Annotated in this window: 15 protein-coding genes and 1 riboswitch; of the genes, 6 read left to right on the top strand and 9 right to left on the bottom strand. The window is 35.9% G+C overall.

What is annotated here, in order from left to right; translation table 11 throughout:
• Positions 1–46: 46 nt before the first annotated feature.
• Positions 47–3,136: an efflux RND transporter permease subunit gene (locus MHB55_RS01175; protein WP_340862375.1), complete on the bottom strand. Its 3,090-nt coding sequence runs from the start codon at positions 3,134–3,136 to the stop codon at positions 47–49.
• Positions 3,137–3,232: 96 nt separating this feature from the next.
• Between MHB55_RS01175 and MHB55_RS01170 the strand changes: the two genes are divergently transcribed.
• Positions 3,233–4,069, top strand: a complete 837-nt coding sequence (locus MHB55_RS01170) for a TetR/AcrR family transcriptional regulator (RefSeq protein WP_340862374.1) — start codon at positions 3,233–3,235, stop codon at positions 4,067–4,069.
• Positions 4,070–4,195: 126 nt separating this feature from the next.
• On the top strand, positions 4,196–4,405 hold the full coding sequence (locus MHB55_RS01165) for a hypothetical protein (protein WP_154311885.1): 210 nt from the start codon (positions 4,196–4,198) through the stop codon (positions 4,403–4,405).
• Here the strand turns inward: MHB55_RS01165 and MHB55_RS01160 are convergent.
• From MHB55_RS01160 to MHB55_RS01150, 3 genes are read right to left on the bottom strand one after another with little or no spacing between them, the layout of a single operon-like run.
• Positions 4,392–5,117 (bottom strand): DUF4097 family beta strand repeat-containing protein, encoded by a 726-nt coding sequence (locus MHB55_RS01160; protein ID WP_154311886.1) that lies wholly within the window; start codon positions 5,115–5,117, stop codon positions 4,392–4,394. The genes MHB55_RS01165 and MHB55_RS01160 overlap by 14 nt on opposite strands.
• A gap of 2 nt (positions 5,118–5,119) precedes the next feature.
• Positions 5,120–6,661, bottom strand: a complete 1,542-nt coding sequence (locus tag MHB55_RS01155; protein ID WP_340862373.1) for a hypothetical protein — start codon at positions 6,659–6,661, stop codon at positions 5,120–5,122.
• A complete protein-coding gene (locus MHB55_RS01150) occupies positions 6,658–7,533 on the bottom strand; it encodes an ABC transporter ATP-binding protein (RefSeq protein ID WP_340862372.1) in 876 nt (291 codons plus the stop codon). The genes MHB55_RS01155 and MHB55_RS01150 overlap by 4 nt, the downstream gene beginning before the upstream one ends.
• A 173-nt stretch (positions 7,534–7,706) precedes the next feature.
• On the opposite strand from MHB55_RS01150, the gene MHB55_RS01145 reads away from it, so the two are divergent.
• On the top strand, positions 7,707–8,420 hold the full coding sequence (locus MHB55_RS01145; RefSeq protein ID WP_154311889.1) for a response regulator transcription factor: 714 nt from the start codon (positions 7,707–7,709) through the stop codon (positions 8,418–8,420).
• A gap of 55 nt (positions 8,421–8,475) precedes the next feature.
• On the top strand, positions 8,476–9,510 hold the full coding sequence (locus MHB55_RS01140; protein WP_195761962.1) for an ATP-binding protein: 1,035 nt from the start codon (positions 8,476–8,478) through the stop codon (positions 9,508–9,510).
• Positions 9,511–9,644: 134 nt separating this feature from the next.
• On the opposite strand, the gene MHB55_RS01135 is transcribed toward MHB55_RS01140, so the two are convergent.
• Positions 9,645–9,833 carry a hypothetical protein gene (locus tag MHB55_RS01135; RefSeq protein ID WP_154311891.1) on the bottom strand — a complete coding sequence of 63 codons (189 nt, stop codon included), beginning with the start codon at positions 9,831–9,833 and terminating at the stop codon, positions 9,645–9,647.
• Positions 9,834–9,931: 98 nt separating this feature from the next.
• On the opposite strand from MHB55_RS01135, the gene MHB55_RS01130 reads away from it, so the two are divergent.
• Positions 9,932–10,114, top strand: coding sequence for a hypothetical protein (locus MHB55_RS01130; RefSeq protein WP_340862371.1), 183 nt, complete (start codon positions 9,932–9,934; stop codon positions 10,112–10,114).
• Between the two features lie 258 nt (positions 10,115–10,372).
• Here MHB55_RS01130 and MHB55_RS01125 read toward each other — a convergent pair whose 3' ends face one another.
• The 4 genes from MHB55_RS01125 to MHB55_RS01110 all read right to left on the bottom strand — a co-directional run bounded on the left by MHB55_RS01125 (position 10,373) and on the right by MHB55_RS01110 (position 15,791).
• Positions 10,373–11,404 (bottom strand): ribonucleotide-diphosphate reductase subunit beta, encoded by a 1,032-nt coding sequence (locus MHB55_RS01125; RefSeq protein ID WP_340862370.1) that lies wholly within the window; start codon positions 11,402–11,404, stop codon positions 10,373–10,375.
• On the bottom strand, positions 11,376–11,819 hold the full coding sequence (locus tag MHB55_RS01120; protein WP_340862369.1) for a flavodoxin: 444 nt from the start codon (positions 11,817–11,819) through the stop codon (positions 11,376–11,378). The genes MHB55_RS01125 and MHB55_RS01120 overlap by 29 nt, the downstream gene beginning before the upstream one ends.
• Positions 11,819–14,044, bottom strand: a complete 2,226-nt coding sequence (locus MHB55_RS01115; protein ID WP_340862368.1) for a ribonucleoside-diphosphate reductase subunit alpha — start codon at positions 14,042–14,044, stop codon at positions 11,819–11,821. The genes MHB55_RS01120 and MHB55_RS01115 overlap by 1 nt, the downstream gene beginning before the upstream one ends.
• A gap of 158 nt (positions 14,045–14,202) precedes the next feature.
• A riboswitch (cobalamin riboswitch) is annotated at positions 14,203–14,381 on the bottom strand.
• Positions 14,382–14,588: 207 nt separating this feature from the next.
• On the bottom strand, positions 14,589–15,791 hold the full coding sequence (locus MHB55_RS01110) for a DUF418 domain-containing protein (protein ID WP_340862367.1): 1,203 nt from the start codon (positions 15,789–15,791) through the stop codon (positions 14,589–14,591).
• Positions 15,792–15,898: 107 nt separating this feature from the next.
• Here MHB55_RS01110 and MHB55_RS01105 point away from each other — a divergent pair, with 107 nt between their 5' ends.
• Complete coding sequence (locus MHB55_RS01105; protein WP_340862366.1) at positions 15,899–16,603, top strand: response regulator transcription factor; 705 nt, start codon at positions 15,899–15,901, stop codon at positions 16,601–16,603.
• Positions 16,604–16,605 lie beyond the last annotated feature (2 nt).

The raw sequence follows: 16,605 nt of genomic DNA, 5'->3' as shown, positions 1-16,605 counted from the left end.
AAAAACGCCTATGGGAAAATGACTCCCACAGGCGTTTTTATTTTAATTAATTATCTTGTACTTCGTTACGTTTTTTCTTAAATAGCTTAGAAAGAACCTCATAAACGATTGGAACTATAATCAGCGTTAACAATGTTGAACTTGCTAGACCACCGATTACGGTAATACCTAATCCTTTAGAGATTAAACCACCGCCACCACCTGAACCAACCGCAAGTGGAACAAGTGCTCCAATTGTTGCAATCGCAGTCATAAGAATTGGACGTAAACGTGTTGCCCCAGCTTCTAAGATTGCTTCACGCATTGTCATACCATCACGTTCCATATGAATAATACGGTCCACAAGCACGATAGCGTTCGTAACAACTATACCTATCAGCATGAGGAGACCCATCATAACAGATACGGAAATTGTTTCATCTGCAAGCCATAGACCTGCAAATGAACCGATTACTGCAAATGGTAACGAGAATAGGATAGCAAATGGCGCTACACCTTCACCAAATGTTACTACCAAGATGAAGTAAACAATCGCAATCGCTGCAAGCATCGCCACTCCAAGCTGAGTAAATGTTTCATTCATATCTGCAGTTACCCCTGCAACTCCAACTGTTACACCCTTAGGTAAGTCTAATTCTTCAATCGCTTCATCTACATCTGCTGAAGCTTTTGAAATATCATCATCTAGGATTGTAGCTGATACAGTAGCATAGTACTCTCCTTTACTACGCGCAAGCGTATTTAAAGCGTACCCTTCTTCTACTGTTACAATTTCAGACAATGGGATTGTTGTTCCCATTGCTGTCGGAACTTCTTTTGCTAAAATATCATCAATTGATTTAGGTGTTTCTGTTTGTTCTTGTTGTACGATAACCTCTAAAGTATTACCGTCTTTTTCAACTGTAGTTAATACTTCCTGAGTAGTAGTAGGACTTAACATCATAACGATTTGACCTGTTGTTAACCCATATTGTAATAATTCATCCTGTGCTACTTGGAACGTATACTCTACATAGCTATCTTCGGCACTTGAAGAAACATCTTTTAATCCTTCTGTTTCTCCCATTACCCCTTCAACCATAGATACAGCTTCATTTAGTTTATCTAAATTTTCGCTATAGAATGTGTAGCTGATTTCATTTGTTGACATAGACATACTCGAGAAGTTTTGGCTCTTCCATTCGCCGGTTTGACCAATGTTAAAGACATACTCCTCAATTTCTTCACGAGCACCAGGGAAATCTTCCATGTCTTCATCAAAGATCAAGTACATTAACGCTCCGCCTGTACCCCCGCCCATCATAGCAGTCATGTCATTTGCACCGTCACCGTTAATAGATACTTGAGCGATATCGATATCTTTGCGTTTTAGCATCTCTTCTTCAACTTTTGTAACGTTAGCTAAGGTATCTTCTTTTAGTTCACCAGCTTTTGGTGTGTATGTTAAATACATTACTTTTTCTTCTTCACTTCCTAAGAAACTAAAGCCAATTAAAGGAGTAAGCATTAGACTACCTACTAATAATGCAATAGAAACAATAGAAGTAATAATTTTATGGTTCAATGTCCATTTTAGAATTTTCTTATAACCTTCAGCTAATTTGCCTTGCTCTTTGTGATTACTTTCTGTTTTTTCAGCATAAAGTTTTTTCTTAAATAAGAAATGAGACATTGCTGGTACAATCGTAATTGCTACCAATAAAGATGCACCAAGAGCAAAAGTCATTGTTAATGCGAATGGCATGAATAATTCTCCAACCATTCCACCGACGAAGATTAACGGTGCAAATACTGCCACTGTTACTAATGTAGATGAAAGGATTGGCTTGAACATTTCAATAGTCGCTTCACGAACTAAAGCACGACCTGATAATGGCTCACCTTTTAAATGTAAACGACGATAAATATTTTCTACTACTACAATGGAGTCATCAATTACCCGTCCAATCGCAACCGTAATTGCTCCAAGTGTCATAATGTTCAACGTTATATCTAACCAATTTAATAGCAGTAAAGCCATGAATATAGATACTGGTATAGATACAATTGAAATAATAGTAGATTTGAAATCGCGCAAGAATAGCAAAATGATTAATACTGCGATCAAACCACCAAAGACTGCTTTTTCTACCATCGTGAATACAGATTCTTCGATAGGAGCACCTTGGTCTAGAGATACATCAATAACAATACCATCAATGTTCTTTTCTTCTTCTGCGATTAAATCCTTCACTGCATTTACTACCGTTACTGTGTTAGCTTCTTGGTTTTTTACTATTTGAATTGCGATGGCATCCTTGCCATTAGTACGTGAAACAGACTCTACTTTACCAACAACCTCAACCTGTGCAATATCCCCTAATTTAACAAATGGAGATGGGTTGGTAGCAGATGGAGTCACAGGAATTAGCATTTCTTTTAATTCATCAGCAGTCATAAACTTACCATCGACTGCTACTGCCTGCTCACCTTCTTCAAATTCAAACAATCCTAATGATACAGCCATATCACTTGCTTGAATCATTTGCTTGACAGTGTCTTCTGTTACATCCAATTCAGCCATCTTCGCTTCGTCATATGTAAGCTCCACTTCTTCAATATGTTGACCTGTTATAGTCGCCGATGCAACGCCATCGATTTTATCAATTTTTGGAAGTAAAATATCTTCTACTGTCGATGTTAGTTCTACAATATCCTCTTCTGTACTACTTACACTAAGTGCAACTACTGGCATCATATTCATACTGATTGCTGTTATAGTTGGCTCCTGTGCACCTTCCGGTAAAGATATTTTATCCAAGGCAGATTCCATGGCGCGTTTTGCTTCATCCATGTCAGTGCCGTATTCGTATTCCACTTGAATGCTAGACATACTCGAATATGAATTAGAATATACAGACTTAACATCTTCTAATCCTTCTAATGCTTTTTCAAAAGGCATCGAAACGTCTTCCATTACTTTTTCAGGAGTCGCACCAGGATAAACATCCATCACCATTAAGAACGGAATCGAGATATCTGGAATGGTCTCCATTTTCATTCTTGTACCTGAATAAATACCAGAAACAGTTATAATAATCGTTAATAACCAAACTGCTAGTTTATTTTTCAGGACAAAATTTACTAACCCTTTCACCCTTACACCTACCCTCAATTGACTTATCGAACTCATTTATTTATAATAATGACTAATTGGTCATTTGTCAACAATATGCATTAGGAGCGATTATATATGGTAAAGAAACAACTAATTATGGATAAAGCGTTAGAACTGTTTGCTAAACAAGGTTTTGAAGCTACATCAGTCCAACAAATTACTGACCATTGCGGAATTTCTAAAGGTGCCTTCTACCTTTCTTATAAATCTAAGGATGAACTAATCATCTCTTTTGTAGATTGCTTTATGAAACAAATAATTGCTGATATTGACTCATCAGTCAAAGATTGTTCACATTCTGATGATATGCTATCTACATTTTTTTACACTACCAATAAAGCGTTTCAAGATAACTCTACTTTTGCAAAGATTTTCTTTAAGGAGCAAACCCATACAGTAAATGAAAACCTTTTGAATAGATTGTCTTATTATGATAGTAAGGTAAATGACATTATCTTATACATAATTGATCATTTGGTATTAGAAAATGAAAAGACTAAGTTTGATTTGCTAATTTGTATAAAAGGATTTATGAAGGTCTACGTGGATCTTTTCTTAATCTACGAATTACCTCTACTAGATCTAGATATCCTCACTAAATCGCTAGTAGAGAAGACAAACATCTTAGCTAAGCATTCTACTATTCCTTTTATCACCAAGGAAAGTGCACAGATCTTACAGGATCATATTGAAGGTACTGATAATAATTCAAAACAGATTATTGAATTAATCGAGCAGCTCATAATAGAAATTGAGGAGCCGATTGAAAAAGAATCATTGGAGCTCTTAAAAAATTGCTTACAAAGTGAAAACAATAGCCTCGCCATTATTAAGGGTTTATTGGAAAATATTAAAAACAACCCGCAATGTAAGTGGGTTGCCTATTTAATAAGAGAGAAGTACTCCATTTAACAAGAAAACGTGCATCCCTTTGGGTTGTACGTTTTTTTAAGGAGAAAGTATTATATGTTGCGTTTAACAATAGATGGTTGATTTTCGCTTTAGGCGGACGCGTTCCACGGGGGAGTGCCGCCTGCCATGATTCATTTAGATAAGAAACATACAGGTTTATCAGAGGTACAGACAGAGTTATTTAAGCTTTTACTTTTTGCGAAAGGATGGTCAGACAAGGACATTGTCGCTCACTCCTCAGCGAATAGTGTATCGACGGTTCGACAACATCGTTTTAAGTTAAAAGAAAAGGAAAAATTAGCTACTTTGGCTTGCAAATATTCTAGTGAATTTTAATATTTCCTGTTATACTACTTAACTGTAAGAAATCATCTTCTGTCTCAAGTCCCTCATGAAGTCCATAGCCAGCATTCTTTGATTTAATGCTAGTCTCTGGAAATAAGGAGGTTGCTATTTTCCCTGATTTTGTTTCCGCAGCTATAGCTTGTGGTTTTTCTAAAAACTGTACATTAATATGACCAGAATTAGTCGATATGCTACTTTTCCCTATTGAATCTCCAATCGATGCTACTTCAACGTCACCCGATTCATTGATAATCGTAAAGTGATTAGTTAGTCGTTTAACAGTGATTTCACCTGATGTTGACGTTGCTTTTAAATTGGATAAACTCATTTCCTCCACATGTATTTTCCCGGAATCTGTATTTGCAATTAACCCTAGAAATGCACTTGTTGGTATATCTACTAGTATTTCTCCACTCTTTAAATTCACGATTCCATTCCCTGTTTCATCTGATTTAATACGTAATATATCACCTGAAATAGTAGTATCTATCTTCATTTTTTCAGATGCTCGTACAGTGACCTCGCTATTTTCTGATGCAACAAATATGATGTTGGCAGCAGTTGTTTGAACTTCTATAGTACTCACTTTCTCGATACTATACTGCTTCGATGCTGTTGACTCTTCCTTATTTAACACATAGGAGATCAATATAATCATAAAAATAATTACCACACTTACAATACTTAATATCTTGAATTTCATCCTTATCCCAACCTTTTCTTTTGTAAAATAACTACACTACCCATTAAACATACTGAAATAATGAAATACTGTAACGATTGATCCATAGAAATTCCTGTGAAATCTAAATATGGAATTTGATTAACTGGTCCCATATACCATAGTAAAAGAAAAACCGATTCAAAGACTCTTCTTGATTTAGTAAAATAGCCCAATGTAATCGCCAATGTCACAATAAATAAAATCCCGATTACATAAGCAATCCCTGCGCTAATATTTCCAGCTAAACTAAGTCGTAAAACAATACCGAAAGAATAAATGAGCGTGATAAACAGTCCAGAAAGCCATGTAATGAAAAATTTCATTGATGCATAGGGTGTGGACACTATTAACTGTTCAGTTCGATGAGTAGTATCTACCGTACCCATTTTTGACCAAATAGCAAGTGGACACAACATGAATAACGGAGACCAGCTTCCTAAAATATTCATTGGCAGTGCATAACTCAAAATAAGAGAAATTATTAAAATACTATACAACCATTTAGAATACCCTCTTAGTAAAACCCTCCACTCCGCAATGATCAATCGAGCATAGTGGAATGATTGCTCGTATTGTACTGGTGATAACAGCCGTACATCTACTTGTATTCTTGTTAAATCACTTACTTCATGCTTTTTATGACCAGATGTACGAGGCTTATGCTTCTGAGAACGATTAAACGTTAAGATTGCTAACAAAATATTACAGAGTGCGATGAATAACCAAAGAAAACTACTTATCAGCATTCCCTTTGTCCATACAATCCCTTCCCATGTGAATGTTAAGACATTCGCTACCGGATAATAGCCAAAACTCCCTCCACTGTCACTATCCTTTAAAAACGGGAATACTTGTGTAGCGTCATTTACCATATTTGTTAAGATTCTATTTAATCCAAATAAATCGAAAAGTATATTTGGAAATGAAATCGAAAATACACTAATCGCTATCCAAAAACAGAAAAAAATAATGTTACCTAAAGTACCTTTAAGCCACCCAATCACATCAAAAACAATTGTGAACGATGCCAAAAGAAATATTGATGGAAGGGTCATACAAATATATGGCATCAAATAATCACCCCATAAAATTTGTGTGTCCTCTGCTCGAATAATCTGCATAAATATAAACGATAGTAGCAATGATGTGCTAATGATGACCAAAATAAAAAAATTTGACATGACCTTTGTCCAAATGTATGCACTCTTTGTAATTGGCGAGGTCGCGATAAACGGTGCGACACGCAACTGCTCATCATTACTAATGGTTCCTCTTAAAAAGTAAAAGCCGAATAACCATAATAGTAAATTACTGACCATGGCAAGCATTCCCCCGAGCCAGGCTGAGTTATAAACACCTCGTACCCCACCAATATAAAACACTTCATAATGAAGGTCGGCACTAGGAATGAATAAGTAACTTAAAAAAAGCGTTAAACCAATCATCAAAAAAAACGTGTATGTCCGCATTTGTGTGAGTAAATTCCCCTTCACAATCAGTGCGGTATTTGTAATTATCCTCATATACGTTCACCCTTCTTTACCACGTGATACAAGTAGGCATCCTCTAAAGATGACTCAACTAATATCGCATCTTGTAAAGGCTTGTGTTCATTGACAATACGAACATGTAAGCCATCACTACGATGTGCCAGTGAGCTCACTATAAATTTCTTCTGTACTTCCGCTAGAGCGCTTGAAGGAATGACACTATGCCAAACCTTATTTTCGACTTGTTGAATTAATGCTTCTGGTTTTGACTGTACTTGTAAATTGCCTTTCGCAAGTATTGCTATATCCGTAGCCAAACTATCAATATCAGACACAATATGTGTAGATAAAATAATAATTCTATTTGTTGAAAGTGATGCCAGCAGATTTCTAAAATTAATACGCTCTTGTGGGTCTAAACCAACTGTTGGCTCATCGACAATTAATAACTTAGGATCATTCAATAAAGACTGAGCAATTCCGACTCGTTGCTTCATTCCCCCAGAAAAATTACCAATCATCCGGTTTCGATGCTGCTCAAGATTCAAAAACTCAAGCAGTTCATGAATGCGTATTTTAGCTGGTTTTGCTGGGAGACCTTTCATTACTGCCATATATTCTAAAAATTCTAGCGGTGTCATATTTGGATAAATCCCAAAATCTTGAGGTAAATAGCCTAATTGCTTACGTATTTGTTTTGGTGACTTCGTTATGTTCAAATCATTAACAAGGATTCTTCCTGCAGACGGCTTTTCAATAGTGGCAAGCATTTTCATTAAAGTTGATTTCCCAGCACCATTCGGACCTAGTAATCCAAAGACACCGTTAGTTAACTCAAGATTTAACTGGTTAATAGCTACATGCTGCCCATATTTTCGACTTACATTTTCTATTGATATTTTCATTTTCTTTCCTCCATTTAATACACCAATTCGCAACTAACAATAAGCATAGAAAATGAAAGTAAAAATTAGGTAAACTGTAATTAAAATGAAGGAAACATTTTTTGTATGGAAATTAGAGGCTAAAAATATGATACGCTATAAGTAGATATCTAAATATTGATGGTGGTGGATCAATGGAGAATAGTCGAATTTTATTAGTAGACGATGAAGAGGGAATTTTAACGTTACTAAAGATTACCTTAATGAAGGAACATTTTATAAACATAACAACGGCTACATCAGGTATGGGAGCACTGACCTTAGTAAAACAGCAATCGTATGATATTATTTTGCTCGATGTCATGCTAGGAGATTGTAATGGTTTTGATCTTTGCCAAGAAATACGCACGCATTCATTAGCACCTATAATTTTTGTTACAGCGCGATCAACAGATTATGATAAGCTTCTTGGCTTAGGTATTGGGGGAGATGATTATATTACAAAACCATTTAACCCGCTCGAAGTTGTTGCACGCATAAAGTCGATACTTAGACGTCAAAAACTTTACGAAACAAAATCATCGCTACCCGAAGTTTATCAATTTCCAACTATTTTTTTCGACCAGACACAAGCACTATTAAAAGTACATGATGAAGTTGTTCCATGTACTGCGAAAGAAATTGAACTTATGACATTTTTCTTTAAACATCCAAATCAGCTTTTTACTTCGTCTCAGCTATATGAGCGTGTCTGGGGTGAACAATTTTGGGGCGATGAAAAAACAGTTGCGATGCATATTTCCAAAATCAGAAGAAAACTTGGAGATTACTCAAAAAATCCAACAATCATTGTCAATATGCGTGGATTAGGTTATAAATTCATTCCACCAATTAAAAGGGAACAATAATATGATTTATTTCATGATTTATTTCATATTGGGGATTATCCTCTGGGTATGTACTATGTCAATTGCCATGGCAGTGACTATAGAAATACTTTTACCTTCACTAGGTTTTATGGACGACACCCCTTATGCAACGCTCATCGTCATTATCGTATTCACCTTACAGCTCGTTACATTTAGTTCCCTATTTGCGTGGTATTTTGCTAGCCCTCTATGGTCCATTCAAAAATGGATTCAGCATTTAACAACCGGCGAATTTAATGAAGACATCCTTGACCGTAAAATTTATAACAAGAAGGGGAAAATCAAACTACGTTATTTAATTTATAAAAACATTATTGTCGATTTAGGTGTTCTTCATGATAATTTACAAGCGACAGAACAACATCGAAAGAAAATTGATGAAGCAAAACTAGATTGGATTGCAGGAATTTCCCATGATTTAAAAACACCATTAACCTATATTAATGGCTATTCTACATTGCTACTCAATCCTTCTTATGAATGGTCTACCGAAGAACAGCAAACATTTGTAGGGGAAATTGCAGATAAGGGACAGCATATTGAAGAGTTAATTAATGATTTACAGCATGTTGCTTTAATCGATTCACCAGAACAAACAGTACCTATTTTTTTGAAAGCTGGAGATATCGTTGCGGTTATTCAAGAAGTAATAGAGAATTTTAAAATGGATCCACGCTATCATGACACTCAAATTTTTTTTGAAGCCGAAATAGAGAAATTAAACATACAGTTCGATCAGGTGCTGTTAAAAAGATCCATTCAGAATATTTTAGTAAATACGATTGTACACAATCCACCTAAAACAACTATTACCTTTTCTATCGCACAACTAAGTCCAACTGAAATTGTATTAAAAATAAATGATAACGGAATAGGGATGGAAAAAGAAACGATAGACCAGCTTTTCACGAAATACTATCGAGGTACTACCACAGCAAGTAAAAGCAGTGGTACAGGTTTAGGTCTAGCTATTGCTTATCGTTTTATTCAAGCCCATAATGGTCGAATCCAGGTAGAAAGTGCATTAAATATTGGCACTACTTTTTTAATTTACTTACCGAAAAATTAAAATAGGCCCTCTTATCTTAATTTTATAAAGCGGATTATGTGTATGGTAGGCTGGTTTAAAATGCTTGCCGGATATAGCAAAATTTTATTTTTTTAGGCAATAAAAGAACCCACTTTTTCAAGTGAGCTTGTCTTTTAATCCTCTAATGAGTTCGTCGCTTGTCTTACGACTTTATCGATTATTTTTTCGGCTGTTTCAAGGTCTTTTTCTTTTATTGCAATTTGCAACTCTGACAACCAATCAAGGTGACTTCTTAAAAACGCTTTGAATATTTGATTTTCTTCTTTAATTTTGCACACTTCCTTTTCCTTGCTGATAACCATTATAACTCTTTTACTTGTATTCCGTGAATATCAATTTTCGCTTGATGATACGAAGCTGTTAGCATTATATTAAGAAGTTAAAGAATGAAGGTGAACTGATGGAAATAAAGGATAATTATTATATTACCTTTGGTTCTCAAATGGGAGATAGTGCTTCTAGTAAAGCTGTTAGCCCCCATCTAGATGAGTTAAGACAATTATTATATAAACATTTTGACAAAATATATTGTGGAGAGATAGATGAAATAGCCCCAATTCTCCGTGTAGATGGAGAATTATGATACTGGGAATTTGAAATCAACTATTAACTTGAACATGGCCTTTAATAAAACATATTCCACTGTTGTTTAAAACGAGCAACCCTACTATCGATTTTCACAAGAAAATTTAGCGCTAAACTTCAAGTAATTCTAATTATCATGGTATTCATGAGATTCTATTAAAAATAGTCTATCTTACCTCTATTATTAACTAAAAAGGAGGATGATCATGACGTAGGTCACGACCGTCCTCTGTAAGTATAGACATTTGCGCTTTTCTTATAAGTCGTCAAAGCCATTATCGATGGCATTAACTTTTACATACTGGCGTGACTTTTGTTCGAAGAAATCTGTTTTCGTGCCATCTATATTATCAGCATAGGCACGGATCCATTTCATAGGATTCTCTACATACTCTGGGTAGATTTCATGAAGACCGATAAGACGCAGCATTTTATTAGCGCGGTACTTAATATATCCATGCATATCATCTAAATCAATTCCCTCAATGTCCTTGAGCACATAGTTTGACCATTCTATTTCGAGCTCCACTGATTCTTTGTATTGATCGTACACCCAGTTCATCATGTCCTCATTATTTAGCTCAGGATTTTCCGCCAGTACAGCACGGAATAACTCTGAGATAAATCGTCCATGCTCTAGTTCGTCTCTATTAATATAGCTAATCATTGTAGAGGTACCTACCATTTTGTTGTAGCGCGCAAGGTTATAAAAATAGGCAAATCCTGAGTAGAAAAATAAACCCTCTAGTAACGTTGTATAAGTTAATGTTTTTAATATATTTTCTGTCGTTGGCTTCTCCACAAACTCATTATAGTATTTCATAATATTTTGGTTGCGCTTTAATAAAATCTCATCCGTTCTTCCAAACTCGAAGGATTTATTTTGTTCATCAAGCGAAACAACGGAGGACAACACATAAGAATAACTTTCATTATGTACAGCTTCCTGCTGCGCGATTACTGCCATAATAGATTGTACGGATGAATCTGTAGCGTAAAGTGACAGCAACAGAGCTGTACGAGTCTGGGGCGCATCTAATGTAGCCAGTAGACCAATTATTTTCAAATAGGCCTCCTGCTCCGATTTTGTTAAGCTATCAAATTGCTTAATATCATTCGACATATTAATCTCATCTGCTTGCCAATAGTTCCCTAGTAAGCGTTTATAGATTTTATGCCAATGCGGATAAGCTATATCATTCCAGTTTAAAATTCCACTCGATTTCCCATTAAATATCCCTGTGGATTTGTTTGGGTTTCTAGGTTCTAATGTTTTTGCCTTTAACATTTTCCAAAACTCCCTCTAGCCATTTTGTAACTATTTTTTCTTGACTTCCTCTTGGTGATTGTTCTATTTTTAAACCTTCATATTCACAAGCATAAAACTCGGTTAGTTTGTTTACAGCATTGCAAAATAAGTCGTCGCCACCGAATTGCGTGTCTCCTGAACCAAATATATAGACATTTTTCGGTTTATAGCCGACTGCTCGAACAAATTCCTTCACTTCATCCGGAATGCCACCCTCGTCCCAAGTGAAGGTTCCTAGGAATAGGAAGTCGTATGCCGATAGCTGTGGCACTATCCCATCACCTATTTCATACATGTCCACCATATAACCTTGTTCCTCTAAATTCACTTTTAATAGTTCAGCTATCTCTTCTGTATTCCCGCTATAGCTCAAATAACAAATGATGGTTTTCATTAGCTCGAGCAAGACTCACATTCTACCAGTTCTATTGAAGTGGAACGTACATAATAAGTTGTTTTTAGACCACTGTTCCAGGCATCTAAGTGCAGCGCTAACAATTCCTTAGCTTTAATAGTATTTTGAACATATAGATTTAGCGAAACACCTTGGTCGATATGTCTTTGACGGGCGGCATTTTGTTTTAACGTCCAGTGCTGGTCGATAAAGTAAGCTGATTTGTAATACCATGTCGTCTCTGAATTTAAATCTGGGACTGTCACTGGAATTTTATAATCTTTCTTTTCCTCTGAATAGGTCTTTTGGAAAATCGGATCAATACTTGCCGTACTTCCCGCTAAAATGGAAGTAGATGAGTTTGGTGCAACGGCCATCAAATATCCATTTCGGATACCATTTTCAGCTACTTTATCACGCAGACTTACCCATTCCTCTCCGTCATATTGACGGTTTTCAAAATAAGCCCCTGTTTGCCAATCAGAACCTTCGAATAAAGGGTAGGCCCCTTTTTCCTTCGCAAGATTTAAGGAAGCTTGAATCGTCAAATAGGCAATTCTTTCATATAGATTATCAGCAAGCTCTACCGCTTCCTCTGATTCCCAACGAATTTGCTTAAGGGCAAGTAAATGATGCCAACCAAACGTTCCAAGTCCAATTCCACGGTACCTTGCGTTTGTGCGCTCTGCCTGTGGCACTGGAATCATGTTCATATCTATAACATTGTCTAACATTCTTACCTGGATGTTTATTAATCGTTCTAGTACATCCTCTGGTACTGCTTTACCTAAATTAATAGAAGAAAGGTTACAAACTACGAAATCACCAGGTTTTCTGCGAGTTACAATCACATCGTCCTCTAGCTGTATGGATTCAAATTCAGTGGCACTTTGGTTTTGAAAAATTTCCGTACAAAGATTACTACTATAAATCATTCCAACATGCTTGTTTGGATTACGGCGATTCACTTCATCTCTATAAAACATAAATGGGACACCCGTTTCTAACTGGGATCGCATAATTCGCTTCATCAAATCTATTGCTGGAACTGTTTCTCGTGAAAGGCGATGATCCATTACACATTCTTCATACTTTTCTCTGAAAGAACCATCTCCACGTTTTTCATCATAAAAGTCTTCTAATGAGTAACCTTTGAGCTGACGAACCTCGTGAGGGTCAAACAAATGCCATTCTCCTCTTGCATCAACCTTTTCCATAAACAAATCTGGCAAGCATACACCAGTAAAAATATCATGTGCTCGAAGTCGTTCATCGCCATTATTTAGTCTTAAATCTAAAAATGTAAATATATCTTTATGCCACACATCCAAGTAAACAGCTACTGCACCTTGACGTTGGCCTAGCTGATCTACGCTGACAGCTGTATTGTTTAGTTGCTTTATCCATGGAAGAACGCCACTAGACGCTCCCACAAAACCTCTTATAGAAGAGCCACGGCTACGGACCTTGCCCATATAAACGCCTATTCCTCCTCCAAACTTAGAAAGTGTGGCTATGTCTGTGTTGCTATCATAAATTCCTTGTAGACTGTCATCAACCGTGTCGATAAAACAGCTAGAAAGCTGCCCGTGTGGCTTTCCTGCATTAGAAAGAGTAGGAGTAGCAACCGTCATATATAAATTGCTCATCGCCCAATAGGCTTCTTTAACTTTTTCTATGCGGTTTTCTTTTTCGTCCTTCATTAGCGTCATTGCAATAATCATCCAGCGTTCTTGTGGCAATTCTACAATAGTCTTATCAAAATCCTTCGCTACATAACGATCTAAAAGCGTTTTTAAAGCTATATATGTGAAGAGGAAATCTCTTTCAGTAACGAGGATTTCTGCTAATTGCTCTAATTCCTCTGTAGAATAGGTTTCTATGATACGAGAATCATAAATTCCCTTAGCCGATAGCTTTTGAACGTTATCTGCAAACTTTGTATAGACTGCATCTGCCGTTGTATTTCTTCGTTCCGCTTGTTGCGAATATACTTCTGCTAAATAGATTCGAGCCGCTACAAATGTCCAATAAGGTTCATGTTCATCAAGAAAGCTCAGTGACTCTAAGGACATGGCTTTAGACCAGCTAGCAATATTGCCCTCTGGGTGTTTTTGTAGCCACTTGTCATGTGACCTCCTTAATGGTGCTATCTTTTCTTCCCCAAACTCCTGTGTTAATTGGTATAGTACCTGTTGTTTTTCTGTGTTTGAAATAGTGGTCATTTAGAGTTCCTCCCTGTCTTTACATAACAAAAAAGCGATGGCTCTAGCCTCTTCGGCTGAGTCATCGCTCACGATTTTAAAGTAGGAAACAACAAGACGTATCGTTCGTTTAAAGATAGAGTCTCTCGCCCCCACCTCTCAACCCCCGAAGAAAGTGTTGCTTCACCGATAAACAGGCAGGTCTACTGGCTCGTGTTTCTTCCTTCTGCTGGCCTTCCCACGAAAAATCGCAGTGGCATATTCAACAGTCGTCCACACTTACAGTTGCGGGGACAGCTTTGGTATTTCACCGAATTCCCTTTTAAACCATAACGGTACCTTTTCATCGTATAAATACTATATATTGTGTTTTGATTACTTATATACCCTAACATATTGTGTTTAAACTTGTACATAGGTAAAAAGACTAGACGTTTGATACACAGCTTTATTTCTGTACATTAAACTAATTTCATATCCCTTTAATCGCTCTTTCTAATCTCTATTCTATATAAATTTTATAAGCTTTCGTAGCCGTATTATGAAAACTTACTTTCGTATTTATTCATACAGGCTTACCTTGCAGCTTTACCTTCTTTTTCTTAGCTTTCATATGACCGCTCCAGGAGAGGTTTGTTCCCATTCGAAGAATCATTTCCAAGGGACCTCGTTTGAATACCTTCAAGTAGTAGTAGCTACCTATACACTGTAGAACAAAAATTACAAAGCCCAGCAAGACACTATTTAGCATGCCCAAAGAGCCAAATTGTCCTAAACCGTATCCGTAATAGATAAAAGTACAAATAACACTTTGCATAATGTAATTTGTTAAAGAAAGTTTCCCAACACTTTCAAAACCAATGAAAACCTTGTTACCTGAGAACTTTATAAATAGGATAGCAAATATACCAATATAGGATATACACAGTAATTGTGTACCCATTTGTAATAGAACTGCTGTCCAATTTGTTTCTTCTCCAATAATAGCGATAGATTTTAAAAGTAAACTAATTGGCAAAAGAGCCATACTTAATATATACCATTTTTGTTCTCGTTCCATGTGTAGAAATAAGCCACCCTTTGCAGCTGCCATACCAAACAAAAACATCGGTGACGTCAACAATGGTCCAAACAAAAGCATAAACAAGCTAAAAAATACTTTCTCCCCTTCACTTTCAAAATACAGTGGATCCTCTGTATTTCTGTGTTGCTTAATTTCCTCATAAGAGCCATTTTGATAGACTTCATTTGTGGTTTTTATGTATAATGATTGCTTTTCCAACTCTTCCTTACTTTTTTCTTCCATTCCGTAACTAAGAGCACCAGTCAATACAAACAAAACCGTTCCCCATATAATTAAAGTTTTCTTTTTTCTATTTAAAAAAAGTAATAGGAATAATCCCATTAACCCGTAAAAGGCTAGAATATCCCCTTCCCATAAATAGGTTGAATGAAGTAAACCTAGAATAAAAAGAAATATAAAACGTCTCCATAAATGCCTTTTTACTTTTCCTTTCTTTTTTTTAATTGATTCTGCTAGTTTTATTAATGAAAAACCAAACAAAAAAGTGAATATCGGCATAAAACTACCTTCTACTGCTATTTTAAGAATAGCATAAATAGTCTTGTCTGTGGCAGAAGCCGTAAAGTACTCTAATTCTTCCTTTCCCCATATACCGTAATGGAAAATTAACAAATTCGCTAATAATATACCAAACAAACTGATTCCTCTTAAAGCATCTATAAAACGCACTCTTTCTTCTCTCATCATGAAACCTCCTAAAAATATCTCTTAGTTAGTATAAAATGGTAAGCTTATAATAAATTGAAACTAACCTTACAGAAACCTTAAATATTTCTAGGAGTGATTTACTAATGGAAGAAACTAATATTTTGATAGTTGAAGACGAGCTTGCTATCGCTGAGATGGTAGAAATTATTTTAAGAAAAGAAAATTTTCGACATATTGTTATTTGTGAAACTTACCAGAAGGCAAGTAATTATATTTCCAATATGCATTATGATTTATATATTCTCGATATAATGCTTCCGGATGGAGTGGGACTTGATTTAGCTAAACAAATTCGGTTTAAATCCGATGCTCCTATATTTTTTCTAACAGCAAAAGAAAGTGATGCTGACAAAATAAGAGGATTTATGAATGGAGCTGACGATTACATAACAAAACCTTTTAATCCACTGGAATTAGCTGCTCGAGTGAAAGCACACATGAAACGCTATACTTCTTCCTTTAAAGCTTCCGATGAAAAAGTATATAAATTCGGCCATTTTTTGTTAGATAAAGGAAGCGCAGAACTTACTGTGAACGGAGAAAAAAGCATTGTTACGGGCAAACTATTTCATTTACTACTCCTATTTTGTGAAAACGCCGGACAGATTTTATCTAAGGAGCAAATTTTTCTTTCTATCTGGGGAGAAGACAGTTATATAGATGACAACACAATCATGGTACATATACGGAGACTCCGAGAGAAGATTGAACAAAAAAACCCTAGTAATCCTAAACAGCTGATTACAATTAGAGGGATTGGCTATAAGCTCGTAAACGAGGAGAAATAGTA

This window comes from Psychrobacillus sp. FSL K6-1267 (assembly GCF_038003265.1).
Classification (GTDB): domain Bacteria; phylum Bacillota; class Bacilli; order Bacillales_A; family Planococcaceae; genus Psychrobacillus; species Psychrobacillus faecigallinarum.
The sequence above is the reverse complement of the archived record's forward strand: the minus strand, read 5'-3'. Positions and strand labels throughout refer to the sequence as shown.

Coding starts and splice junctions, on each gene's coding strand:
- MHB55_RS01170 (WP_340862374.1), top strand. CDS start 3,233: ATGGTAAAGAAACAACTAATTATGGATAAAGCGTTAGAACTGTTTGCT.
- MHB55_RS01165 (WP_154311885.1), top strand. CDS start 4,196: ATGATTCATTTAGATAAGAAACATACAGGTTTATCAGAGGTACAGACA.
- MHB55_RS01160 (WP_154311886.1), bottom strand. CDS start 5,117: ATGAAATTCAAGATATTAAGTATTGTAAGTGTGGTAATTATTTTTATG.
- MHB55_RS01155 (WP_340862373.1), bottom strand. CDS start 6,661: ATGAGGATAATTACAAATACCGCACTGATTGTGAAGGGGAATTTACTC.
- MHB55_RS01150 (WP_340862372.1), bottom strand. CDS start 7,533: ATGAAAATATCAATAGAAAATGTAAGTCGAAAATATGGGCAGCATGTA.
- MHB55_RS01145 (WP_154311889.1), top strand. CDS start 7,707: ATGGAGAATAGTCGAATTTTATTAGTAGACGATGAAGAGGGAATTTTA.
- MHB55_RS01140 (WP_195761962.1), top strand. CDS start 8,476: ATGTCAATTGCCATGGCAGTGACTATAGAAATACTTTTACCTTCACTA.
- MHB55_RS01135 (WP_154311891.1), bottom strand. CDS start 9,833: ATGGTTATCAGCAAGGAAAAGGAAGTGTGCAAAATTAAAGAAGAAAAT.
- MHB55_RS01130 (WP_340862371.1), top strand. CDS start 9,932: ATGGAAATAAAGGATAATTATTATATTACCTTTGGTTCTCAAATGGGA.
- MHB55_RS01125 (WP_340862370.1), bottom strand. CDS start 11,404: ATGTTAAAGGCAAAAACATTAGAACCTAGAAACCCAAACAAATCCACA.
- MHB55_RS01120 (WP_340862369.1), bottom strand. CDS start 11,819: ATGAAAACCATCATTTGTTATTTGAGCTATAGCGGGAATACAGAAGAG.
- MHB55_RS01115 (WP_340862368.1), bottom strand. CDS start 14,044: ATGACCACTATTTCAAACACAGAAAAACAACAGGTACTATACCAATTA.
- MHB55_RS01110 (WP_340862367.1), bottom strand. CDS start 15,791: ATGAGAGAAGAAAGAGTGCGTTTTATAGATGCTTTAAGAGGAATCAGT.
- MHB55_RS01105 (WP_340862366.1), top strand. CDS start 15,899: ATGGAAGAAACTAATATTTTGATAGTTGAAGACGAGCTTGCTATCGCT.